Source organism: Hydrogenophaga sp. NH-16 (assembly GCF_004006415.1).
GTDB lineage: Bacteria > Pseudomonadota > Gammaproteobacteria > Burkholderiales > Burkholderiaceae_C > Hydrogenophaga > Hydrogenophaga pseudoflava.
Map to the genome: position 1 here is coordinate 3,311,063 of NZ_CP029344.1, position 23,328 is coordinate 3,334,390.

Below are 23,328 nucleotides of genomic sequence, written 5' to 3' on the forward strand. Positions count from 1 at the left end.
GACAAGAACATGGCACTGGTAGAAGTGAAGGTCCCGGACATCGGCGACTTCGACGAAGTGGCGGTCATCGAACTGCTGGTCAAGGTGGGCGACACGGTCAAGGCCGAGCAGTCGCTGATCACGGTCGAGAGCGACAAGGCCTCGATGGAGATCCCGTCCAGCACCGCTGGCGTGGTCAAAGAAATGCGCGTGGCGCTGGGTGACAAGGTGAAAGAAGGTTCTGTGGTGCTGGTGGTGGAAGCCGCTGGTGAGGCCGCTGCGCCGGCACCTGCCGCCGCTGCACCGGCTCCGGCCCCGGCCCCTGCGGCAGCCCCGGTGGCTGCGCCGGTTGCAGCGCCTGCTGCTGCGGGACCGGTGGAAGTGCGCGTGCCCGACATCGGCGACTTCAAGGACGTCGCGGTCATTGAAGTGTTTGTCAAGCCTGGCGACAGCATCAAGGTCGAGCAGAGCCTGATCACGGTCGAGTCCGACAAGGCGTCGATGGAGATTCCGTCTTCGCACGCCGGCGTGCTCAAGGAACTCAAGGTGAAGGTCGGCGACACCGTCAACATCGGTGACCTGCTGGCGATCCTGGAGGGTGCCGCGGGCGCCGCTGCGCCGGCACCGGCAGCCGCCGCCCCGGTGGCCGCTCCCGCCGCCGCAGCCGTGGCGGCTCCGGCTGCTGCCGTGGCCCCGGCGGCCGCTCCCGTCCACAACCCCACCGCCACCCCGGCGCTGGGTCTGCCGCACGCCTCGCCGTCGGTGCGCAAGTTCGCCCGCGAACTGGGTGTGCCGCTGGACGAGGTCAAGGGTTCGGGCCTGAAGGGCCGCATCACGGCCGAAGACATCCAGTCCTTCACCAAGTCGGTCATGGCCGGCGCGGTGCAGACCAAGGCACAAGCGGCCAAGGCCCCGGCATCGTCCGGCGGTGGCGGCTCCGAGCTGGGCCTGATCCCCTGGCCCAAGGTGGACTTCGCCAAGTTCGGTCCGATCGAGCGCAAGGAACTGGGCCGCATCAAGAAGATCAGCGGTGCCAACCTGCTGCGCAACGCCGTGATGATTCCGGCCGTCACCAACCACGACGACGCCGACATCACCGACCTCGAAGCCTTCCGCGTGTCCACCAACAAGGAGAACGAGAAGAGCGGCATCAAGGTCACGATGCTGGCCTTCCTGATCAAGGCGTGCGTCGCCGCGCTCAAGAAGTTCCCCGAGTTCAACAGCTCGCTGGACGGCGATGCGCTGGTCTACAAGCAGTACTGGCACATCGGTTTTGCGGCCGACACACCCAACGGTCTGGTTGTGCCCGTCATCAAGGACGCCGACAAGAAGGGCGTGCTGCAGATCAGCCAGGAAATGGGCGACCTGGCCAAGAAGGCCCGCGACGGCAAGCTCGGACCAGCCGACATGTCCGGCGCCACCTTCACCATCTCCTCGCTGGGCGGCATCGGTGGGCGCTACTTCACGCCCATCATCAACGCGCCCGAAGTCGCGATCCTGGGCGTCTGCAAGAGCCAGATGGAACCGGTGTGGGACGGCAAGCAGTTCGTGCCGCGCCTGATGCTGCCGCTGTCGCTGACCTGGGACCACCGCGTGATCGACGGCGCCGCAGCGGCCCGCTTCAACGCGTACCTCGGCCAGATCCTCGGCGACTTCCGTCGCGTGCTGCTGTAAAGGAACCCGAACATGGCACTCATGGACATCAAGGTTCCCGACATCGGTGACTTCGACGAGGTCGCGGTCATCGAACTGCTGGTCAAGGCGGGTGACACCATCAAGGCCGAGCAAAGCCTCATCACGGTCGAGTCTGACAAGGCCTCGATGGAGATCCCCTCGTCGCACGCTGGCGTGGTGAAAGAGCTCAAGGTCAAGCTGGGCGACAAGGTCAGCGAAGGTTCGGTCGTGCTGGTGCTGGACGCGGAGGGCGCTGCGGCGGCTCCCGCGCCGGCCGCGGCGCCTGCGTCTGCAGCCGCACCCGCGGCGGCCCCGGCCGCTGCGCCGGTCGTGGCCCCCACGGCCGCCAGCTTCGGCGCTGCATTCACCGGTTCTGCCGACATCGAATGCGACGTGCTGGTTCTCGGCGCCGGCCCCGGCGGTTACTCGGCCGCCTTCCGCGCCGCCGACCTGGGCCTGAAGGTGGTCATCGTCGAGCGCTACGCCCAACTGGGCGGCGTCTGCCTGAACGTGGGTTGCATCCCGTCCAAGGCGCTGCTGCACGTCGCGGCGGTGATGGACGAGGTCTCGCACCTGGGTGATCTGGGGGTCGAGTTCGGCAAGCCCACGGTGAGCGTGGACAAGCTGCGCGCCCACAAGGAAAAAGTCATCGGCAAGCTGACCGGTGGTCTGGCCGCCATGGCCAAGATGCGCAAGGTCACCACTGTGCGTGGCTACGGCGCCTTCGTCGGTCCCAACCACGTTGAAGTGGAAGAGACGACGGGCACGGGCCAGGACAAGACCGGCACCAAGAAGGTCGTGGCCTTCAAGCGCGCGATCATCGCCGCCGGCTCGCAAGCGGTTCGCCTGCCGTTCTTCCCGCAGGACGAGCGCATCGTGGATTCGACTGGCGCGCTGGCGCTCAAGGGCGTGCCCAAGAAGATGCTGATCGTCGGCGGCGGCATCATCGGCCTGGAAATGGGCACGGTGTACAGCACGCTGGGCGCGCGACTGGACGTGGTCGAGATGCTCGACGGCCTGATGCAGGGCGCCGACCGCGACCTGGTCAAGGTCTGGGAGAAGATGAACAAGGGCCGCTTCGACAACATCATGTTGAAGACCAAGACCGTGGGCGCCACGGCCACGCCCGAAGGCATCAAGGTGCAGTTCGAGGGCCTGGACGGCAGCAAGAGCGAAGGCACCTACGACCTGGTGTTGCAGGCGGTGGGCCGCACGCCCAACGGCAAGAAGATCGCCGCCGACAAGGCCGGCGTGGCGGTGACCGACCGCGGCTTCATCAACGTCGACATCCAGATGCGCACCAACGTGCCGCACATCTTCGCCATCGGCGACATCGTGGGTCAGCCGATGCTGGCGCACAAGGCGGTGCACGAGGCGCACGTTGCGGCGGAGGTCATTGCCGGTGAACTGCAGGGCAACAAGGAGCTGGCCTCGGCCGCCTTCAACGCCCGCGTGATCCCCAGCGTGGCCTACACCGACCCCGAGGTGGCCTGGGTGGGCCTGACCGAGGACCAGGCCAAGGCCCAGGGCATCAAGGTCAAGAAGGGCCTGTTCCCCTGGACAGCCTCAGGCCGCGCGATTGCCAACGGCCGCGACGAGGGTTTCACCAAACTGCTGTTCGACGACTCGCCCGAGGCCCATGGCCACGGCAAGATCCTGGGCGGCGGCATCGTGGGCACCCACGCCGGCGACATGATCGGCGAGATTGCGCTGGCCATCGAGATGGGCGCCGACGCGGTGGACATCGGCAAGACCATCCACCCGCACCCCACGCTGGGCGAGAGCATCGGCATGGCGGCGGAGGTGGCGCACGGGTCCTGCACCGACCTGCCGCCCTCGAAGAAGTAAGCCTGGTCCGCAGCCGCCAGAAGCCTGGCGGTTGGCCGAGAAGCCCAATCGATTCGCCCTCCGGGACCCTGTGTTCCGGAGGGCGTTTTGTTGCGTGCGCCTCGCGCGGGCCGGGACGGAGAGGAAATCTTCGCGATAATTTGTCCCGCGCGTTTGAACTTTTTCATTCGCCTGCGCGCAACAGGGTGCCTGCCCGAGCACCAGAACCAACCGTGATGTATCCAATGGTGCGATTGCATGCTGCCCAAGATGTGGCGCCGGGGAGTGCTGCTTGACCGACTCAGTGACACCCGCCGCGGAGGTCGGCCAGTCCTCAATGGCCCACATCTCCGCCCGCGCCAAGACCGGAACGATCTGGATCGTTGTCGCGTTCGGTGGCGGGCAGATCATCCGTCTCGCATCGAACATCGCACTGGCGGCGTTGTTGTTCCAGGAGGCCTTTGCCCTGATGGCCCTGGTGGCGGCCGTGATGCAGGGCCTGGCGATGTTCTCCGACCTCGGGCTCAAGCCCAGCGTGGTGCAGAACCCCAGAGGCGACGAACCGGTCTTCCTGCAGACGGCCTGGACCCTGCAGACGATTCGGGGAGGGATCCTGTTCATCGGTGCGGCGGCGTTGGCCTGGCCCATGGCGCACATCTATGGCGCCAACGACCCGATGGCCCGCGAACTGCTCTGGCTGATCCCGCTGGTGGCGCTTGGTGCCATCGCCGACGGCTTCCAGTCCTCGCGCATGCTCACCGCGGCTCGGAGGATGGACCTTGCCAGCGTGACCAAGATCGAGCTCCTGGTGCAGGTGCTGAACGCGGTGCTGATGGTGGGACTGGCCTGGTACCTGCGCTCGGTATATGCGCTGGCGATCGCAGGTGTGGTCAGCAGCGGCCTGCGGGTCTGGCTCTCGTATGCGATGTTGTCGGGCATGACCGACCGGTTCCGGCTCGACCGGGACTCGGTGAAGGCGATCTTCGGCTTCGGCAAGTGGGTGTTCCTGAGCACCATGATCTCTTTCCTGGCGCTGCAGATCGATCGCGTGCTGCTGGCGGCCATCTTCCCCCTGGCCGAGGTGGGCGTCTATTCCATCGCCACCAGCCTGTCGCTGATGGTGGCGATGCTGGTGGGGACGCTGCAGTCGTCTATCGTGTTCCCCTGGTACTCGCGCATGCTGGACCACGGGGTGCCGCTGAAAGAGGCCTTCCGGCGCACCCGCGTGCCGCTGATGCTGGTGGTGAGCTTTCTGGTGGTGCTGCTGGTGACCGGGGCCAGCAGCTTCTTCGATCTGGCCTACGACGACCGCTACGTCAAAGGGGGCGACTTCCTGCCGCTGCTGGCCATGGGGGTCTGGTTCAGCAGCCTCAGCGGCATCTACGGCGCTGCGTTCATGGCCATGGGCAAGCCGCAGTGGATCGCCATCGTGAGCGCGGTCAAGGTGCTCTCGTTCCTGCTGTTCCTCGGGGTCTACCTCCAGTTCGAGTACTCCATCGAGACGGCGGTGCTGGCCGTGCTGTGTGCCGAGGTGGTCACCGGGGCCACGAGCCAGTACCTGGGCTGGAAACTGGGCCTGCGCAACCTGCGGATGGAAGGCCTGCTGCTGTTGTTGATGCTCGGCGCTTCGGCCCTCGGATGGTGGTTCGTGCACCACCTGCCCTGGGTGGCGGGCCAGCATCCTTTCGTGCGCCTGCTGCTGCTGGGGCTGATGGAGGTGGCGGTGTTCGCACCGCTGGGCCACCGGTTGGTGCTGCCCATGCTCCGGCGATCGGTGTCCTGAGCCGTCCGACGCAGCATGGGGACCGATTCACTCGCGCAGACCGCCAGCCGCTGGCTCACCCGGCTGCGAAACCATCTGGCCTGGCGCTGGGGCCGTGTGCGGCGGATGCCGGGTCTGTTCGTCAACCTCTGGTTCGGCAACCTGTGGCACGACCACTGGCTCAGGCGCCAGGTGCGCATCACCGAAGGCGCACTGGCGGCCACCCGGCGCTGCGCGGTGTATGTCATGTACCCGCGCCTCGGGCTGCAGGACTCCCACCTGACGTCGCTGGCCTACCTGGCGCGCAAGGGCTGTGCGCCGCTGGTGGTCAGCAACTTGCCGCTGACGCCCCAGGAGCGCGAACGCCTGCAACCCCTGTGCTGGCGGCTGGTGGAGCGGCCCAACTACGGTTACGACTTTGGCGCCTACCGCGAGGGCGTGCTGATGGCCCTGGACCAACTGCCGGGCCTCGATCAGCTCTTGCTGGTCAACGATTCCGCCTGGTTCCCGGTGCCGGCCTCGGCAGACTGGCTGGCGCAGGCCGAGCGGCTGGAGGTGGACCTGGTGGGCGCGGTATCCAACGACGGCTGGCTGGACTTTCTGGCAGACCCCGGCCGTGGCCGGCCCTGGGTGCCGGATGAGGGCGTGCCGCACCTGCACTACTGCTCGTTCGCGCTGATGTTTGGCGCGCGCATCCTGAGGGACCCGGGCTTCCGCAAGTACTGGCAGGACCTGACGCTCACCGCCGACAAGCTGGAAACCATTCGCCGTGGCGAGGTCGGTCTGAGCCGCTGGGTCATTGATCGCGGCTATCGCCATGCCCAGACACTGGACATCACCCGGTTCGATCAGCACCTCGAACGCATGGACGCCGACCAGTTGCGCGAACTGGCTGCGAACCTGGTGATCCCCGAGGACACGGCGCTGCGCGAAGAACAGCGGGCCCTGACCGACCCGTCGGCAGCACCGGTCGATGCAGCGACGCTGCGCCGCTTCATTCTCTGGGCCACCATCGCCACAGGGCCGGCCTATGCGCTGCCGCACTGGTCATTGCCCGAACAGGGCTTCGGCTTTCTGAAGAAGTCGCCGATGTGGTTGAGCAGGCCCACGGCGCAGATCACGATGTCTCTGATCGAGCGCTATGGCGATGCGTCCATGCTTGAAGAAGCCCGGCGGCTGGCGGGCGGGGGCAAGGCATGACGCTCCGCACACATCAGAACAGGGCGGTCGAGATCCGCTTCCGGTCGAGCGTCGCCTATGACGAGCCGTTCAAAGATCTGCTGCTGGACGTGGTGTTCGTATCGCCCAGCCAGCGTGTGGTCGAGGTTCCGGCGTTCTGGGGCGGCGGGGACACCTGGTGTGTCCGCTACGCCAGTGCCGAGACGGGCATCCACACCTTCACCACCCGCTGCAGCGACGCGGGCAATGCGGGTCTGCATGGCCAGGCGGGCACGGTCGAGGTCACGGCCTACCAGGGTGACAACCCGCTCTACCGGCACGGTGGCATCCGGGTGGCCGAGGACCGGCGGCACTTCTGCCACGCCGACGGCACGCCGTTTTTCTGGCTGGGCGACACTTGGTGGATGGGGCTGTGCGGCCGCCTTTCCTGGCCGGATGATTTCCAGGCGCTGGTGCGCAACCGCAAGGAGCGCGGGTTCAACCTGATCCAGCTGGTCGCCGGTCTGTACCCGGACATGCCGCTGTTCGACGAGCGGGGCTGCAGCGCCAGCGGCTTCAGCTGGGAGACCGATCTGGGCCGCATCAACCCGGCCTTTTTCGACGAGGCGGACCAGCGGGTGTTTCACCTGGTCGAGCAGGGACTGGTGCCGTGCATTCTGGGCGCCTGGGGCTACTACCTGCCCATGATCGGCCCGGAAAACATGCAGCGGCACTGGCGCCATCTGATCGCGCGCTGGGGGGCGTTGCCGGTCGTGTGGGTGGCCGCCGGCGAGCAGACCATGCCGTGGTATCTGGAGGGCCACCTTCAGAAGGACGCCTCGCGGGCCCGGCTGCGCACCGATTGGACCGAGGTGATCCGCGAGATGCGCCGCCTCAATGCCTTCGATCGCCTGATCTCCACGCACCCGGTCACCAGCGCCCGAGAGTCGGTCACGGATGCGGACTTGCTCGACTTCGAGATGCAGCAGACCGGTCACGGGCAGCCCACGCTGCACCACGCGCGGCGCGCGCAGGAGGGCTGGAGCGCGGGGCCGGTCATGCCGGTGATCAGCGGGGAGTCCCGGTACGAAGCGCTGGACATCAACCCCACCGTCACGGCCCGCGACGCGCGCGAGGCGTTCTGGGCGCATGCGCTCAACAGCGGCCTGGCGGGGCACACCTACGGGGCCAACGGGATCTGGCAGGTCAACACGGAGCAGCGGCCGTTTGGCCCGTCGCCCTCCGGGTCCTGCTGGGGGAACCTGCCGTGGGCGCAGGCGATGCAACTCCCCGGCGCCCGGCAGATCGGCCTGGCCCGGTCGTTCCTGATGGCCACCTTGCCGTGGCACGAGTTCGTGCCGCTGCACCCGGCCGAGGGGCGCAAACACTTCCTGCCTCGCAGCAGGCGCCTGCAGAGGCTGCTTCTCAAGCTCGGGTGGCGGCCCACCTCGCCAGCACCCATCGCCATGGGAATGGCCGAAGCCAGGTCCACCGTTCTCGCGTACTCGATCGAGAGCAAGGGCTTTTCGCTCGATGTTCGTCGGCTGAAAGGGCCGCTGAAGGGCTGCTGGGTCGATCCGACCAGCTTCGAAACGCACCCCTTGCACCTCGACTTGCGCGTGGGGCAGCTGCATGTGACGCCGCCGGCCAGGAACGCTGCCGGCGACAGCGACTGGCTGCTGCTGGTGCAGCCTGCTGGCGGCGCGTCGGCCTGACGACAGCATAGGGTCTGCGGATCACATCGCGCGAACGGTCATTTTTCGCAGTTTTTGCGTCGCAGGGTTTGTACGCCGGGGCCGGGACGGGTAAGGTCGCCCAAGCTTGTTGCAGCGGCTTCATCGGCCCGGATTCCAGTGAACACATCCAACAAACGAATCAATCTGGCGCATGGTGCCCTGCGTGTGGCGCTGGTGTATGCCGCGTTTGCCGGTCTCTGGATCCTGCTGTCGGACCGCGCGATGGGCCTGCTGTGGCACGACCCCGAGGCGCTCGTGCAGGCCAGCATGCTCAAGGGCTGGTTCTTCGTCGTCGTCACCACCCTGCTGCTGTATGTGCTGGTCCGCCGGCTGGTCGGACGGCTGAACGCCTCCCATCGGCGCGAACAGGCCCAGGCGGAAGAAAAGACCCGGGCCCTGGAGCTGCTCACCGCCATCGCCCAGAGTTCCAGCGACGCCATCTTCGCCAAGGACGAGCAGGGACGCTACCTGCTGGTCAACGACGCCGCGGCCCGCTATGTGGGGCGTCCCGCCAGCGCCTTGCTCGGCCAGGACGACGGGGCTGCTTTCCCGGCCGAACAGGCGACGCTGATCCGGGGCATCGACCGGCGGGTGCTGGCGTCTGGCCGTGTGGAGACCAACGAGGAACACCTGGACACGGCGCAGGGGCGAAGGGTATTTCTGGCCACCAAGGGGCCGCTGCGCGATGCCCAGGGACACATCCGAGGCACCTTCGGCATTTCGCGCGACATCACCGAACGCACGCAGGCCAAGCAGCGGCTGATCGAGTCCGAGGCCCGCTACCGCTCCCTGTTCGAGAACATGAACACTGGTTTTGTATTGTTCGAACTGGTTCAGGACGGGCAGGGCAGACCGGTGGATCTGGTGATCCTTGCCGCCAACCGCCATCTGGCCGATGTCACGGGTCTGGACTTGGTCAAGGTCATGGGGCAACGGCTGACGCAGGTGCTGCCGGGTATCGAGGACGACGAAGCGGACTGGATCGGCACCTACGGCCGGGTGGCATTGACAGGCGAGTCGCGGCAGTTCGAGCAAGGGTCCGAACGTCTGGGCACCTTCTTTTCGGTGTCCGCTTTCCGGGCGGGCGAGGGCCTTTGCGCGGTGACATTTCTCGACATCAGTGGTCGACGGGCCACGGAGATGGCCCTGCACGACAGCGAAGAACGGCTGCGCCTGGCCCTGGCGGCAGCCAGTCAGGGGCTGTACGACCTCAACCTGGAAACCGGTGAAACCACCGTGAGTCCCGAGTACGCGGTCATGCTCGGCCACGACCCGGCCGATTTCCGCGAGACCCTCGCATCGTGGCGCGAACGGCTCCACCCCGAAGACCAGGCCCGCATTCCGCGCCTGCTGGAGGACTACCTCGCGGGCCGCCAGGCGGCGTTTCGCGTCGAATTCCGACTGCGCACGAGGGACGGGCGCTGGAAATGGATCCTGTCCTTGGGACAGATCGAGCAGCGGTCCGCGGACGGCAGGCCGCTGCGCATGCTGGGCACCCACACCGACATCGACGCGCTCAAGTCGGCCGAGGCCACGTTGCGGGAGATGAACGCCACACTGGAGTTTCGTGTCTCCGAGCGCACCGCCGAGCTCAGCGCCGCGAACCGGGAACTGGAGACCTTCGCCTATGCGGTCTCCCACGATCTGCGCGCACCATTGCGGGCGCTCAGCGGCTACTCGCAGGCGCTGCAGGAAGATTTCGGCGACACACTGCCCGACCAGGCCAGGGTCTATCTGGATCGGATTCACCAGTCCGCTGCGCGCATGGGCCAGCTGATAGAAGGCATCCTGGCGCTCTCCAGAAGCAGCCGGGGGGATCTTCGCCTCGACCGGGTGGATGTGTCCGCGCTGGCCCGTCAGCGACTGGCACAGCTGGCCGAGGAGTCCGGTCGGCAGGTGCGCACCTATGTCGAGGAAGGGCTGGAGGTCACCGGTGACGAACGCATGTTGGCCTCGGTGATGACCAATCTGCTCGACAACGCCTGGAAGTACACCGGCGCGACGCCGGACCCCGAGATCCGTGTGCATGCGGGGAGTGTCACTGGGCTGCATGGCATCTGCGTCTCGGACAACGGTGCGGGCTTCGACATGGCCCACGCGGACCGGCTGTTCCAGCCATTTCAGCGGTTGCACCGGGAGGACCAGTTTCCCGGCATCGGCATCGGCCTGGCGACGGTGCAGAGCATCGTGCACCGTCATGGCGGTGAGCTCGCCGCCGTGGCGGCGCCAGGTGAGGGTGCCACGTTCTGTATCGTGCTGCCACCGGTGCCCGCCGCCCAGGCTTGATGTCCGCATGAGGATGCGGCAGGCCGCACCGTCAGCGACCAGACCACGACGGCTGAACACTTAAACGCATCTTAAGTATTGCAACCTAGCATCGTCAGGTTTGTCGGATTGACCCGACCCCTTCCTGAGGAGCGCATGGATATGTCCACCGTGGATCTGAGCGATCGTTTTGTGTTTGACGATCCCAAGTACCTTCAACTGGCCGCGGAAAACGCGGAGCGGTACGCCAATGGCAATCCTTTCCCCCACATCCACCTGGACAACTTCCTGCCCCCGGACGTGGCCGAGGCGGTGCTGGCCGAGTTTCCGAAGCCCGCCGACATCGACTGGCACAACTACAACCGCCAGACCGAGATCAAGCTGGTCTGCGCCGACGAAACCCAGTTCGGCCCGGTGACCCGCCAACTGTTCTACCAGTTCCACTCGATCCCGTTCCTGCAGTTCCTCGAAAAGCTCACCGGCATCGACAACCTGATTCCCGACCCGCTGTTGCGCGGGGGGGGCCTGCACCAGATCCGTCGCGGAGGCCTGCTGAAGCTGCACGCCGACTTCAACAAGCACGACAGCACCTTCCTGGACCGCCGCATCAACGTGCTGCTGTACCTGAACAAGGACTGGAAGGAGGAGTACGGTGGGTACCTTGAGCTGTGGGACAAGGACACCAAGTTCTGCGGCGACAAGATCCTGCCGGTGTTCAACCGCCTGGCGATCTTCACCACCACCAGCGACTCCTTCCACGGCCATCCGGACCCCCTGAACTGTCCGGAGGACATGACCCGCAAGTCGCTGGCGCTGTACTACTACACCAACGGGCGTCCGAAAGGCGAGGCGGACGGCATCCACACCACCATTTTCAAGTCGCGGCCGGAGGAGAGCTTCTCTGGTGTGATGTGGCGCCTGGGCCAGGATTTCGCCCCCCCGGTGCTCTGGCGCACGGCGCGCCGAGTGCGCGAGCGCTACTTCAGGCGCACGATCCAGAAGCGCGGCTGAGCGCCAGGACTCTACAAAAAGGGAGCCATTCAGTCCGTGTCAGAACACTAACAAGACGCTGAAGAGCTGTGCACAATGCCTCGCAACGTGAGTTGCGGGGCATTGCTTCCCACCGGTCGAGTACCGTGTCAAACTGTTCCCCAACCTCTACTTCTGACTGGCTCAGGAATTCGAGGAGACTTCATGTGGAGAAGTATGGACATCCGCTCCCGAACATCACGAGAAAAAGGAATGCCCACGGCACCACAGGATGAACCCTGTTGAGGATGTCGCGGTGCAGGTATGCAAGATTGCCGATAAAGAAAGCTGGCAGCAACAACAAGATCATCTGAAACCACGGCTGCAGCCCCCTGCCCAGGTGAACTATGTACAGGGAGCAGGCGAACAGTGTCCAAATAAGCAGCGGTTTGCGGTAGGCGCCGGCCGCGAACAGAACTGCAAGCAAAGTATAGGCCAGTTCCTCCCAGGCAAGCGACCACAAAGGTCCGTTGGCTACGCCGGGCAAGGTGTACAGGCCTCCTGTTAGCCAGTTGAGAAGGGAGTTGAACACGGCGAACGTGTCGAACAAGGCCCAGCACAGCAGCAATGAAACCATCAGCGCAGGTAGGATTCTTAGGGCCCGTTTTTTTGCGAAGCTCCGCCAAGAGCCCGAGTCCTCATAGCTTTTAAGAACGAGGAATCCACTGATTGCCAGAAACGCCGGAACGGCCATGATGAAGCCAGCCCAGCTGAAGTTTCTGTCGGTTTCGTTCCATGCATGAACGACAACCACTTCCAGTGCAAGAAGAAGGCGAAGAAGGTCGAAATTGGGGTATCTCCTGACCATGGCTAGTTGCTTTGGCCAATGCTGAGGTACCTGTTCTTCAAGTGATGCGTCCGGGCCAGATGGTCTTGGGCTAGGCGCTGTCTCAATTCGTTGATGCGGCGGTCGCAGATCTGGTAGTGCGGATTGTCCAGAACTCTCTGGCGATCGCTCATGTCTCGGAAAACCAGCGTGTGGTTGCGACCCGACACGCGGAAGTTATAGTCGCCAAGCATCTTTGGTGTTTCAAGAGCGGCCCAGTCTGTAGTTTCCTGGTCAAACACTTGCAGGAGGAAATAGTAATCCTCCATGAATTTCATGTCTGGGAAGTAGCGGATCCCATCGAGATCAAGTTTGCGCTTGTCAATCATGAATGAATGGATTGGCGCACAATTGTCATGAACAAAATCCTCATACGTCGATCCGTAGCCGTGGTTGACACGCCGCTCCTGCACCAGTCCTGTTTCATCGTCTAAGTCGGCGTGGTATACGCGCCCGAATGTGGCTCGTGCTCCTGTACTGACGAGTCGGCGCGCAAGGTGGGTCAGTGCGCCCGGGAACAGGGTGTCGTCATAGTCAAGGAATGTGAAGTACGGAAAGGTGGCTTCAGCGACACCCCGGTTCAGCATCTCGCACCGTAGGTCGCTTTGCTCTGCGGTCGATTGAAAGGACTCAACCCGAATCTGGTGCAACGAATTGGGCAAAGGCAGAGAATTCAGCCATTCGGCCACGCGCGCCTGCTGCTCCATGTCAAGGTCTTGCGCAAGCACCAAGACTTCCACGCTCGTTTGAGTGTGTGCGAGGAGGGAGTAGACGGCATTTCGCAGTTCTGTCATGGATCCTGCGCTGTGGTAGCGAACCAAGGTCGATACAGACAGGCCGGTGGCCGGTGCTCCGCAATCTTGCTCAGTTTCTATCCGGTAGCACCAGGCCTGTGCTGCCACTTTGGAGCCGAGGCTGGTTTGATTGCGCACTGAGCCCCAGATGGCAGGTGTGTATCCAGAAGGTGCACTGAGGCAGCGTTCGAACCGATCCGTGGTCAACGCTTCGTCGTTTTTGTGATTCGCCACCACCCGGTAGCCGGCAAAACGCCGGGCATAGGTTGCTAGGAAAGAGAGGCTGTCCTCAGGGATCGCCACCATTTGGTCCAGATGCACATTGACCACAGAGAGGTCGTCAGCACAGTGAGATGTCAGGCCAATTTCGGCCAGCGCCTTTGCAGTGACTTGATCGTCAGGTGCTACCTGGTAGCCAAAGGAAGGCTCATTGATCCGTAGGCCGTGCGTAAACAAACGAGTGGCCCAGCAATCCCGGGTCATCGCGCTGGCGACCTCGGGGTGTATCCGAATCACGAACGATGCTTCTCGATCTGGACTGACCGGAAAAAATGGCTCGCCGGTGAGTGCGCGGCCGACTGCGTTGAGATAGGCATACCCGTTTCTTTCGTCGGGTTCAAGGTGAGCTCCTTCGGCCCATTCGTTCCAGGCATTGATGACAACCATCTGCTCCTCGGTCGCCAGCTTGTCTCGGGTGTCTGCCAAGGCTGCTTCGATCCAGCCTTGGAAGTCCGCATTGTTGAAGTCGTTCAACAGATACGCACCTGACTTGTAGCGCGGCGTGTTGTCCCAGATCGGTACCACCGAGCGCCAGTGGATGAACTCGGTGGGGCTGGAGGGCTGAGCGTAATGCTTGGCAACCTGCGAGTAGTCCAGCACACTGCCCTTTAGCTGTGTGAAGGAAGGCAGTCGTTCTCGGATATCGGGTACGGCGCCATCGGTCCAGTCGTTTAGCGGCCGTTCCAGTGCTGCGTCCATCCCATACGCATGTGGCGTGACGGCGCCTCGCGTGAGGGTGGCTACCACGTACGGGGGGAGCAGACCATGCAGCCGACATTGTTCCGACCAGATCGCGATGTAGTCGTGTGGCTGTTCGATGGAGCTGGGCCTGTAGACAATCAAGACAGGGCGATTGTGAACACGGATGTAGCGGGGATCCTTGAAGAACGGAATGAGGTACTCAATAAATGCCTTGGCATCTTCTCTGGAGTAGTCTTGCGCCAGCAGCACTTCTTGATCTTCGCCGTCCCACCGCTTTGTCCAATTTTCGTTGGCCCAGCAAAAACAGAAAGGCATGTCGATGTCCGATTCGGACAGCAGCATCTGCGCAGCTTTCTCAAGGATCAGCTTTCCGGTGAACCAATAGTGGTAGAACACCATGCCATGCATGCCGGCTTTCTTGAGCATCTCGGCTTGTCGACGCAGTGTGTGGCTGTCTTCTATGGCGTAGTAGCCAAGGTCGCTGTGGGGTATGTGCTGCTGGTAGTGCCCGTCAAAAAGCGGATAAGCACTTCTGACCTTGAACCATTCCGTGAATCCTTTGCCGTGCCAGACATCGTTTTCGGGCGTTGGTCGGAACTGTGGCAGGTAGAAAGCCAGCACCCGTGGTCCAGGATTCTTTGAGGCGTTCGCAAAGTCTTGGGGCTCCTCGTACCAGACCGAACGCTGTTGAACTTCTGGAGGAGCAAGGAAGGCACTGCTGAATGCCAATGACCGGGCTGTGGTCAGAAACAGGGTTAACGATTCTGTGGGGTACTGCGGTGCGAAATGAACCAGATCCCCACGATAGCGCAGAAAATGGCGCATCAGAGAACCGCTGACGAAGAATGCGCCACCCAGCTCAATATCGGACGAGACCGCCACGGTGCCCGGAACATCCACGGTTCGGACGTAAGTCTCGTGCATGGTTTCGGCCGGAATGCAATGACTATGAGGTTCGAACCAAGGGGTAAACGGCAGCCCGGTCCTGAGCAGCGAGCACTGTTCTGTTGCCAGATGGATTGATTGCCTCAGTCGCGTGACAAGAGCATCCAGCGAGAGGGTTGCACTTGGATCTTCGTCGGAATGACTGTCATTGGCCGCTGTGGAGATCGATGCGAGAACATCGAAGCTGTGAGCTTGCAACGATTGGGTAGCCAAGAAGTCCAGCCATGCATTTTCAGGGGTACCGGTCACGGCAGCGCCAGGGTGTTGCCGCAAGTCACTCGGGATCTCGGTATCTTCGCTTGCGCTCGGCAGCCTAATGGACACGGTTAGGCCCAAGGCATCACAGGCCTCTTTAATCAGTCTGCAGCGTTGATAATGAGATTCTTCTGGTTGATCTACGAATATGCGAACCGATGCGCGAATCGCCTTTCCTTTTGCCGACTCAGGTAGGTAGGGGTCAGGATGAATCGGCCCAATCCCATGAATAGGGTCATCCTGATGTCGCACAAAGCTCGTGCTGGTCGTGTGTCTCAGCCTTCGCTTTTCTACAATACCATGGTGCAGGTAGTGTAGGAATGGATCCTGATCGCTCGCCAAGACGTCTGGGTTTGCCAATAAATAGGATTCGCAGTCGAACCAAGCTGCTGGTCGGCGGCTTTCTCTCCATCCAAATGTATGAAAATGACGCGCCGCTTGCTCTCGTGTTTTGAATGGTAAATCCGGATTGTTAGTGAGATAGTAGTCGGAGTCGAAGGCGGGGCTGGCACACAAATATGCGATCCGCTTTTTTTCCTTTGATCTGAAGGCGTTGGGCAGCAGGCGTTGAAGCAGAACTCTTTTTAAACGCAACCGGGGAATTTGCTTGAATTGCTGCGCCAGAGCGGACATACGCGACTCGAGCTCGGTATTGACCCGGGTGAACTCATCCTCGAGAGTTCGCAATGCGGTGATTTCGCTTTTCAGTTGAGCGTTCGCTTCTTGCTCGTAGGTCAGTTGGGCTTGACTCCGGGTCAGCGAGTGTTTGATGCTTTCTTTTGATTTTTTGGACAGCCAAAGCTGTTCAAATGCATTGAAATGAATCAGTTCCGCTGTTTCATACCAGTTCAACGGCTTGTCGACGGGGCGTGGCAAGATCAGATTTTGCAGATCCGCTTCCAGATCAGCGTAGTGTCTCAGATCGGTGTCACTGACGGGTAGTCCCACAACCTCAAAAAGCACTTTCACCAGTTCGGTGCGCGTTATGGTTTGATGGTTCGCATAGCGACCAACGCGGGTGACTGACTGGATCAGTATCAAATAGGATCGGAATAGCAGCCATCCCAGAGGGATGGGTTCCGCTAGTCGCCACTCCTGGTCAAAAGACATCAAACCTTTGGGGCCCGCTATAAGGTTGCTCAGCGTCAGGTCGACCAAGTCCCCTGGGATTGATGTATCCAGCTTGATTGGAGCTGTGTCAGCAGCGCGTCCTGCCAGTTGGAGTACGGCTGAAAGATGGCTGTGGATGACGGGCGAGATCTCTTCTTTGGTCCAGCCATCTGCCTTCCAGATGTCGACGATTTGGGATTGGATCGGTGCACCGGCAAGGTAATTTTCGGTCATTGACGATTCAGCCAGCCGCCAGCGAATTCGCTCGCAAGGCGCGGACTCGACGTGTGAGAGCCGTGCATGCTCAACGGAAATTCCTGTGTCGCCGTGCGCACGGAACGTTGCCTCTTTGCAGAACCGGGCCTTTCGGTCCGTGCTGTAGTTGAATGCCAGTACTTGGGGGGGGAGTGCAAAACTAGACGTTCGGGCTGCAGTAAACAGAAAAGAATTGCTCAGATCCATCAACAGGCCGTTTTTACCCAGCTCCGGCCAGACCCTTTCTGGGGCAAACGCCAACTCGGACGGCAGCTGCTGATCTTTGCGTGTGTGCTGCGCTGCCAGTGCGCCTGCATCGAAATCAGGGTGACGAGCGCCTGCTTCAGTGATGATTGCGTAGGGCAGTTTGTAATCAGGAAACGGTGCAAGTCGTTGCACCTGTTCCAGGCCGCTGTCTCGCAGAAGCTTGGCCAGTTCTCTTGCGCCGAACGTTTTGGGCTCGTTTTGCTGATACCGCCCTTCTACACCGTAGAGCGTTTTCCAGACATGGTCTTCCGGTGCCCCTGCGAAATACTTCAACCCCAGCTGGTTTTCGATCGCGACGATCAGAACCCCGCCGGGGGCGAGCAACGAGGCAGCTTTCTGCAACATGATTCGGGTGGGGTTGTCACCCTCTACAAACAGATTGGCATATTCAAGTACACCGATCAGAGTGATGCAGTCAAACAGGGCAGACGTTTGAAAGTGTGAAAACGACTCGGCCAGCACGGTGACGTTGTCCAGATCGCTGGTCCGCATGCGGGCAATCTCGGCCCTGCGAAGGCTGCCTTCGAGGGCTAGCACCTTGGCACCTGACTCTCCAAGGAAGCGGGTGATTGCGCCACAGCCGGCTCCTATCTCCAACACTTGGGTACCCTTGAGCCACGGCGTGAACGGGCGGAGGATGTTGGCCCGTGTAGAGCTGAGGTGGTAGGTGGTCGGCCAGTCGGTGCAGCGTGTCCGAAGCTCATCGGACAAAACGGAGCGGTCCTGGCATGAACGAACCAGGCGGGCGATGTTCTCTTCTGTCTCGTTGCCGTCGGAGTAATCTAGACTGACGTAGTCGGGACGTCGCCAACAGTTCGTTGCTTCATCCAGAGCGTAGGGGTGCGAGTTGTCGTGCTTAAGCATGGTTCAGATTGTCCGACTGGATCCGGACTTTCAGGTCGGCGATGCCGTGGAACTCATCCGTGGGGCTGATGTGGAAATGGATGCTGTCGTAGCGACGGTCGTGAGGAATGATCGAATCGCCCATGCGGCTCGCAATACCTATCGATATGAAGTAGTCACCCGGCGCAAGCGCGGCCTCGAATTGGGCCTTGATGATGGACAGGGAAAGAGCCCTGCCGGCATTCAGCGTGGCATCGTCAGACTCGTGTATGGTGTTCTTTCCATACACCGTGACGCCCTCCTTGGTCTTGATCGTGATGCCATAGATGGGTCTGACTACTTCCTGGTTGAAGCGAGCCGAGAACCAGAGATGAAGGACAGTTCCGGTTGAAACCGCTACTGGGTATTCTTCCTGGTCGCTAAACAGGCAAAAATCTAGAATTTCAGCGTATCGGTCGCCCCAACGGTGTTCGTGTGGGTTGTAGTTGGGGCGCTGTACGAACTTGGCTTCACCCAGGCTCAGCGACCCGTGTGTCCGGGGATCGGTAGACCCCGTCCCGATGTCCAGATCAGGTGCTAGTGATTTGTCATCGATTGCAGAGCGCTCCCGCCCGAATAGCAGATCCAGGTACTGATTGACCACAGATCTGGGCTCGCCAAACATACGAATTTTCCCGCTGTCGAGCAGGATGGCCCGATTGCAATGGGAAACGATTTGTTCAGTGGAGTGAGTGACCAACAGGATGCTGGTCCCGCTGCTCTTAAGTTTCTTGAGGTGGTTAAAGCATTTGAGCTGGAATTTTGCGTCGCCAACCGCCAAGGCTTCGTCAACGATAAGAATCTCTGGTTCGATCTGTGCCTGAACCGCAAACGCAAGCCTCACTGACATGCCCGATGAGTAGGTCTTGACGGGGCGGTCCAAGAATTCCCCGATGTCGGCGAACGAGACGATCTGGTCGAAATAACCCTCGATCTGTTCTTTGGTTAGCCCTAGGATCGCTCCGTTCAGGTAAATGTTCTCCCGTCCGGTGAATTCGGGGTTGAACCCTGAACCGAGTTCCAGCAAGGCCGCGATCCGTCCGCTGGTTCGTACTTCCCCGGTTGTCGGTGTCATCGTTCCACAGATGATCTGCAGGAGGGTGGATTTGCCGCTGCCGTTCTTTCCGACGATTCCTACGGTTTCCCCCTTGTTGATCTCGAAATTGATTTCACTGAGTGCTGGAAATTCGGTGAAATAGTGGCTTCGAGGCCGACCAAAAAGTTGTTGTACGCGCGGGATGATGGATTGCTTCAAACGGTCTTCGGGATTGTTGTAAATCCTGTAGACCTTGCTGATATCTCTGGCGACGATGGATGGTTCAGAGGACATCGGAGAATCCCTTCCTGCTTTTCTGGAACCAGAAAAAGCCGAAAGCCGCAAGCAGAGAGGAAGCAATGGAGTACTTCGCCAGTCCAGCCCAGTCGGGCAGGGTATTCCAGAGAATCACTTTGCGCGACTCTTCAATTATCAGAGTCAGAGGGTTCAATTGAAGCCAAGGTTGATATTTCTCTGGAAGTGCTGAGATCGGATAGAAAATCGGCGAGAGGAACATGCTCACCGAGGTGATCAGGCCTACGCTTTGGTTGATGTCTCGGATATAGACACCCAATGCTGCCAGTAGCCAGCTCAGTCCTGCAATGAAGAGTATGTATGGCAGGACAATGATAGGGAGGGCAATGATGGCCGGTGAGAAGCTGCTATTGAGTGCGAAATTGATCCCGATGATCGTGATGATCGAGATCGTCATCTGTACCAAGGCGCTGCCGATGGCGATTGCAGGCAGGGTTTCAAGCGGAAAGATGATTTTCTTTACGTAGTTGGCATGGGAGATGATCAGGGAAGGGGACCGGGTGATCACCTCCATGAACAAGTTGTAGATGGTGATGCCTGTGAACAGCGCCAGTGCGAAATCTGTTTTGCTTGCTACATGCGTGCCCCATCGCGCGTTGAACACCTCGGAGAAAACGAAGGTGTACACGACCAGGAGAATCAATGGCTGTATGAATGCCCAAAACACCCCCAGGACAGACCCTTTATATCGGCTGGAGACTTCGCGACGGACCATCTGCGCGATGAGGCTTCGGTTCCTCCAGTGGCTGTAAAGCAGTTCCAGCGGGGAGCTCTTGTGGTGCAGGATTGTGGTCATCCAAAAACTTCGGCGTTCTTGAGCAGCAGGGCTGCCTGATCCTTGCCCGACAGGTTGGGTGTTCCCGTGAATCCCCAGTCAATACCCAGGTCCGGATCGTTCCAGAGGATGCTGCGCTCGTGAGCGGGGGCGTAGTAGTCGGTGGTCTTGTAGAGGAACTCGGCGCTGTCGCTGAGCACGACAAAGCCGTGCGCAAAGCCCTCGGGCACCCACAGCTGGTGCTTGTTCTCGGCCGTCAGGTGGGCGCCCACCCATTTGCCGAACGTGGGTGAGGAGCGGCGGATGTCGACCGCGACGTCGAACACCTCGCCCTGGACCACGCGCACCAGCTTGCCCTGGGCCTGCTGCACCTGGTAATGCAGCCCGCGCAGCACGCCCTTGATGGACTTGGAGTGGTTGTCCTGCACGAAGCGCACGGGGCGCCCCACCGCTTCTTCAAAGCGGGCGTGGTTGAAGCTCTCGAAGAAGAAGCCGCGTTCGTCGCCGAACACCTTGGGCTCGAACAGGATGACCTCGGGGATGGACTGTGGGGTCGCTTTCATGGGCTCAGCGCAGCTCGTCTTTGATGATCTGTTGCAGGTACTGGCCGTAGCCGTTTTTGGCCAGCGGCTTGATCAGGCGCTGCACCTGCTCGGCGTCGATCCACTTGCTGCGGTAGGCGATTTCTTCGGGGCAGGCCACCTTCAGCCCCTGGCGCTTCTCCAGGGTGGCGATGAACTGGCCGGCTTCGAGCAGGCTGTCGTGGGTGCCGGTGTCCAGCCAGGCGTAGCCGCGGCCCATCACTTCGACCTGCAGCGAGCCGGCTTCCAGGTACAGGCGGTTGAGATCGGTGATCTCCAGCTCGCCGCGGGCCGAGGGCTTGAGGTTCTTGGCCAGCTCCACCACCTGGTTGTCGTAGAAGTAGAGGCCCGTGACCGCGTAGTTGCTCTTGGGTTTCGCCGGCTTCTCTTCCAGGCTGAGCACCTTGCCCGAGGGGTCGAACTCGGCGACGCCGTAGCGCTCGGGGTCGTGCACGTGGTAGGCGAAGACGGTGGCGCCGTCCGGACGGCGCGTGGCGTTGCCCAGCAGGGCTGCGAAGTCGTGGCCGTAGAAGATGTTGTCGCCCAGCACCAGAGACGAAGGGTCGTTGCCGATGAACTGCTCGCCGATGATGAAGGCCTGGGCCAGGCCGTCGGGGCTGGGCTGCACGGCGTACTGCAGGTTCAGGCCCCACTGGCTGCCATCGCCCAGCAGATCGGCAAAGCGCGGGGTGTCCTGCGGAGTGGAGATGATCAGGATGTCGCGGATGCCGGCGAGCATGAGGGTGCTCAGCGGGTAGTAGATCATTGGCTTGTCGTACACGGGCATGAGCTGCTTGCTCACCGCCTGCGTCACGGGGTACAGGCGCGTGCCGGAGCCGCCGGCCAGGATGATGCCTTTTCTGTTCATGGCGTTCTCAGGATCTGTTGCAGGATGTGGCCCAGCCCTTCCCGCCATGGCGGCAGGCGCAGGCCGAAGGTCTCGGTGAAGCGGCGGGTGTCCAGCCGCGAGTTCAGTGGGCGGCGGGCCCGGGTGGGGTAGTCGGCGCTGGCGATCGGGCGCACGTCCGCGGGGGTCAGGCTCAGAGGTTGACCAGCATGGACGGCGCGCTCGATCACGAAGCGGGCGTATTCGCACCAGGAGGTTTCTCCACCGGCGGTCATGTGATACAGGCCGAACGGAAAGGCGGTGTCTTGGCGCAGCCGCATTGCCAGATGTGCGGTCAGGTCAGCGATCAGGGCCGCAGAGGTGGGGGCTCCCACCTGGTCATGGACCACGCTCAGTTCCTTGCGATCGGCCGCCAGGCGGAGCATGGTTTTTGCGAAGTTGTTTCCGTGGGCTCCGACCACCCAGCTCGTGCGAAGCACGAGGTGCCGCGGGGTGCTGCGCATCAAGGCCAGCTCCCCGTCGCGCTTGCTGCGCCCATAGGCCCCCAGAGGGGCTGTCGGATCCGTTTCCACGTATGGCGAGGCCTTGTGACCGTCAAAAACGTAGTCGGTGGAGTAGTGGATGACTGCGGCGCCCAGGCGCGCGGCTTCCTCACCCATGACCCCGGGGGCGATGGCGTTGACCGCGGTGGCGAGTTGTCCGCCGGCTTCATCTTCGGCACGATCCACCGCGGTGTACGCGGCGGGATTAACGATGAGGTCCGGGCACGAGGTCCTGATCAGGGCTCGCAGCGCCTGTTCGTCGGCCAGGTCGCAGTCGCCTGAATCCACTGCATGAACGGTGCCCAGTGGCGCCAGGGCTCTCTGCAACTCAAACCCGACCTGGCCGTTCTTGCCGGTCAGGAGAATCTTCATGCAAGCGCTCCGTACTGCTGGCCGATCCAGTTCCGGTAGTCGCCGCTTTGCACGTGCGCCACCCAGTCGGGATGGTCCAGGTACCACTGCACGGTCTTGCGGATGCCGGTGTCGAAGGTTTCCGCAGGCTTCCAGCCCAGTTCTCGGTGGATCTTGGTTGCGTCGATGGCGTAGCGGCGATCGTGGCCCGGCCGGTCTTTCACGTAGGTGATCTGAGCGGCGTAGGACTGGCCATCGGTGCGGGGACGCAGCTCGTCCAGCAGTGCGCAGACCGTCTTGACGATCTCGATGTTGGGCTTTTCGTTCCAGCCGCCCACGTTATAGGTTTCACCCGTTGTACCGGCTTCGAGCACGCGGCGGATCGCACTGCAGTGGTCCTTGACGAACAACCAGTCGCGCACCTGCATGCCGTCGCCGTAGACCGGCAGTGGCTTGCCGGCCAGGGCGTTGACGATCATCAGCGGGATCAGCTTCTCGGGGAAGTGGTAGGGACCGTAATTGTTCGAACAGTTGGTGGTCAGCACCGGCAGACCGTAGGTGTGGTGGTAGGCGCGCACCAGGTGGTCGCTGGCCGCCTTGGAGGCCGAGTAGGGGCTGTTGGGCGTGTAGGGTGTGGTCTCGGTGAACGGAGCATCGTTCGGGCCGAGCGTGCCGTAGACCTCGTCGGTCGAGACGTGCAGGAACCGGAAAGCAGCCCTGGCTTCACCTTCAAGAGAACCCCAATACGCACGCACAGACTCCAGCAGGTGGAAGGTGCCGACGACGTTGGTCTGGATGAAGTCCTCCGGTCCGTGAATGGATCGGTCGACGTGGCTTTCTGCAGCGAAGTTCACCACTGCCCTGGGCTTGTGTTCGGCCAGCAGGCGGTCAACAAGGGAGCGATCGCCTATGTCACCCTGAACGAAGATGTGTCCGGGGTTGCCCTGCAGGCTGGCCAGGTTCTCGGGGTTGCCGGCATAGGTCAGCTTGTCCAGATTCACGACGGGTTCCTGGGACTGTGCGACCCAGTCGAGCACGAAGTTCGCGCCAATAAAGCCTGCGGCGCCGGTAACCAGAATCATCTTTTCTCCTGCTTGGTGTGTCGGGCGAGATCGTGGAAGTCCGTCACCCACCCA

General features: G+C 61.8%; 15 protein-coding genes. 7 read left to right on the forward strand and 8 right to left on the reverse strand.

The genetic code is table 11. The annotated features are described in order from the left end of the window. Window positions 1-9 precede the first annotated feature (9 nt). The 7 genes from aceF to DD542_RS15990 all read left to right on the forward strand — a co-directional run bounded on the left by aceF (window position 10) and on the right by DD542_RS15990 (window position 11,412). Window positions 10-1,653: a dihydrolipoyllysine-residue acetyltransferase gene (gene aceF, locus DD542_RS15960; RefSeq protein ID WP_127806306.1), complete on the forward strand. Its 1,644-nt coding sequence runs from the start codon at window positions 10-12 to the stop codon at window positions 1,651-1,653. 12 nt (window positions 1,654-1,665) lie between these two features. Then, a complete protein-coding gene (gene lpdA / locus DD542_RS15965; RefSeq protein ID WP_127806307.1) occupies window positions 1,666-3,501 on the forward strand; it encodes a dihydrolipoyl dehydrogenase in 1,836 nt (611 codons plus the stop codon). A gap of 316 nt (window positions 3,502-3,817) precedes the next feature. After that, window positions 3,818-5,263, forward strand: coding sequence for an oligosaccharide flippase family protein (locus DD542_RS15970; protein WP_127806308.1), 1,446 nt, complete (start codon window positions 3,818-3,820; stop codon window positions 5,261-5,263). A gap of 15 nt (window positions 5,264-5,278) precedes the next feature. Then, window positions 5,279-6,442 carry a rhamnan synthesis F family protein gene (locus tag DD542_RS15975; protein ID WP_127806309.1) on the forward strand — a complete coding sequence of 388 codons (1,164 nt, stop codon included), beginning with the start codon at window positions 5,279-5,281 and terminating at the stop codon, window positions 6,440-6,442. Beyond that, window positions 6,439-8,115 (forward strand): DUF4038 domain-containing protein, encoded by a 1,677-nt coding sequence (locus DD542_RS15980; RefSeq protein WP_127806310.1) that lies wholly within the window; start codon window positions 6,439-6,441, stop codon window positions 8,113-8,115. Before DD542_RS15975 ends, DD542_RS15980 begins: the two co-directional genes overlap by 4 nt. A 138-nt stretch (window positions 8,116-8,253) precedes the next feature. Further along, window positions 8,254-10,422: a PAS domain S-box protein gene (locus tag DD542_RS15985; RefSeq protein ID WP_127806311.1), complete on the forward strand. Its 2,169-nt coding sequence runs from the start codon at window positions 8,254-8,256 to the stop codon at window positions 10,420-10,422. A 141-nt stretch (window positions 10,423-10,563) separates the two neighbouring features. Continuing rightward, window positions 10,564-11,412, forward strand: a complete 849-nt coding sequence (locus DD542_RS15990; RefSeq protein ID WP_127806312.1) for a 2OG-Fe(II) oxygenase — start codon at window positions 10,564-10,566, stop codon at window positions 11,410-11,412. A 181-nt stretch (window positions 11,413-11,593) separates the two neighbouring features. On the opposite strand, the gene DD542_RS15995 is transcribed toward DD542_RS15990, so the two are convergent. From DD542_RS15995 to rfbB, 8 genes are read right to left on the reverse strand one after another with little or no spacing between them, the layout of a single operon-like run. After that, on the reverse strand, window positions 11,594-12,238 hold the full coding sequence (locus DD542_RS15995; RefSeq protein WP_127806313.1) for an acyltransferase family protein: 645 nt from the start codon (window positions 12,236-12,238) through the stop codon (window positions 11,594-11,596). A 2-nt stretch (window positions 12,239-12,240) separates the two neighbouring features. Continuing rightward, window positions 12,241-17,727 (reverse strand): glycoside hydrolase family 99-like domain-containing protein, encoded by a 5,487-nt coding sequence (locus DD542_RS16000; RefSeq protein ID WP_127806314.1) that lies wholly within the window; start codon window positions 17,725-17,727, stop codon window positions 12,241-12,243. After that, window positions 17,720-19,075 (reverse strand): ABC transporter ATP-binding protein, encoded by a 1,356-nt coding sequence (locus DD542_RS16005; RefSeq protein WP_127806315.1) that lies wholly within the window; start codon window positions 19,073-19,075, stop codon window positions 17,720-17,722. The genes DD542_RS16000 and DD542_RS16005 overlap by 8 nt, the downstream gene beginning before the upstream one ends. Beyond that, window positions 19,065-19,892, reverse strand: coding sequence for an ABC transporter permease (locus DD542_RS16010; protein WP_127806316.1), 828 nt, complete (start codon window positions 19,890-19,892; stop codon window positions 19,065-19,067). The genes DD542_RS16005 and DD542_RS16010 overlap by 11 nt, the downstream gene beginning before the upstream one ends. Continuing rightward, window positions 19,889-20,434 carry a dTDP-4-dehydrorhamnose 3,5-epimerase gene (rfbC, locus tag DD542_RS16015; RefSeq protein WP_127806317.1) on the reverse strand — a complete coding sequence of 182 codons (546 nt, stop codon included), beginning with the start codon at window positions 20,432-20,434 and terminating at the stop codon, window positions 19,889-19,891. Before rfbC ends, DD542_RS16010 begins: the two co-directional genes overlap by 4 nt. Window positions 20,435-20,438: 4 nt before the next feature. Continuing rightward, window positions 20,439-21,320 carry a glucose-1-phosphate thymidylyltransferase RfbA gene (gene rfbA, locus DD542_RS16020; protein ID WP_127806318.1) on the reverse strand — a complete coding sequence of 294 codons (882 nt, stop codon included), beginning with the start codon at window positions 21,318-21,320 and terminating at the stop codon, window positions 20,439-20,441. Further along, a complete protein-coding gene (gene rfbD, locus DD542_RS16025) occupies window positions 21,317-22,213 on the reverse strand; it encodes a dTDP-4-dehydrorhamnose reductase (RefSeq protein ID WP_127806319.1) in 897 nt (298 codons plus the stop codon). The genes rfbA and rfbD overlap by 4 nt, the downstream gene beginning before the upstream one ends. Further along, window positions 22,210-23,274, reverse strand: a complete 1,065-nt coding sequence (gene rfbB / locus DD542_RS16030; protein ID WP_127806320.1) for a dTDP-glucose 4,6-dehydratase — start codon at window positions 23,272-23,274, stop codon at window positions 22,210-22,212. The genes rfbD and rfbB overlap by 4 nt, the downstream gene beginning before the upstream one ends. Window positions 23,275-23,328: the final 54 nt, after the last annotated feature.

Excerpts from the sequence above, each read along its gene's own strand:
- aceF (WP_127806306.1), top strand. The coding sequence starts at position 10 with ATGGCACTGGTAGAAGTGAAGGTCCCGGACATCGGCGACTTCGACGAA.
- lpdA (WP_127806307.1), top strand. The coding sequence starts at position 1,666 with ATGGCACTCATGGACATCAAGGTTCCCGACATCGGTGACTTCGACGAG.
- DD542_RS15970 (WP_127806308.1), top strand. The coding sequence starts at position 3,818 with ATGGCCCACATCTCCGCCCGCGCCAAGACCGGAACGATCTGGATCGTT.
- DD542_RS15975 (WP_127806309.1), top strand. The coding sequence starts at position 5,279 with ATGGGGACCGATTCACTCGCGCAGACCGCCAGCCGCTGGCTCACCCGG.
- DD542_RS15980 (WP_127806310.1), top strand. The coding sequence starts at position 6,439 with ATGACGCTCCGCACACATCAGAACAGGGCGGTCGAGATCCGCTTCCGG.
- DD542_RS15990 (WP_127806312.1), top strand. The coding sequence starts at position 10,564 with ATGTCCACCGTGGATCTGAGCGATCGTTTTGTGTTTGACGATCCCAAG.
- DD542_RS15995 (WP_127806313.1), bottom strand. The coding sequence starts at position 12,238 with ATGGTCAGGAGATACCCCAATTTCGACCTTCTTCGCCTTCTTCTTGCA.
- DD542_RS16000 (WP_127806314.1), bottom strand. The coding sequence starts at position 17,727 with ATGCTTAAGCACGACAACTCGCACCCCTACGCTCTGGATGAAGCAACG.
- DD542_RS16005 (WP_127806315.1), bottom strand. The coding sequence starts at position 19,075 with ATGTCCTCTGAACCATCCATCGTCGCCAGAGATATCAGCAAGGTCTAC.
- DD542_RS16010 (WP_127806316.1), bottom strand. The coding sequence starts at position 19,892 with ATGACCACAATCCTGCACCACAAGAGCTCCCCGCTGGAACTGCTTTAC.
- rfbC (WP_127806317.1), bottom strand. The coding sequence starts at position 20,434 with ATGAAAGCGACCCCACAGTCCATCCCCGAGGTCATCCTGTTCGAGCCC.
- rfbA (WP_127806318.1), bottom strand. The coding sequence starts at position 21,320 with ATGAACAGAAAAGGCATCATCCTGGCCGGCGGCTCCGGCACGCGCCTG.
- rfbD (WP_127806319.1), bottom strand. The coding sequence starts at position 22,213 with ATGAAGATTCTCCTGACCGGCAAGAACGGCCAGGTCGGGTTTGAGTTG.
- rfbB (WP_127806320.1), bottom strand. The coding sequence starts at position 23,274 with ATGATTCTGGTTACCGGCGCCGCAGGCTTTATTGGCGCGAACTTCGTG.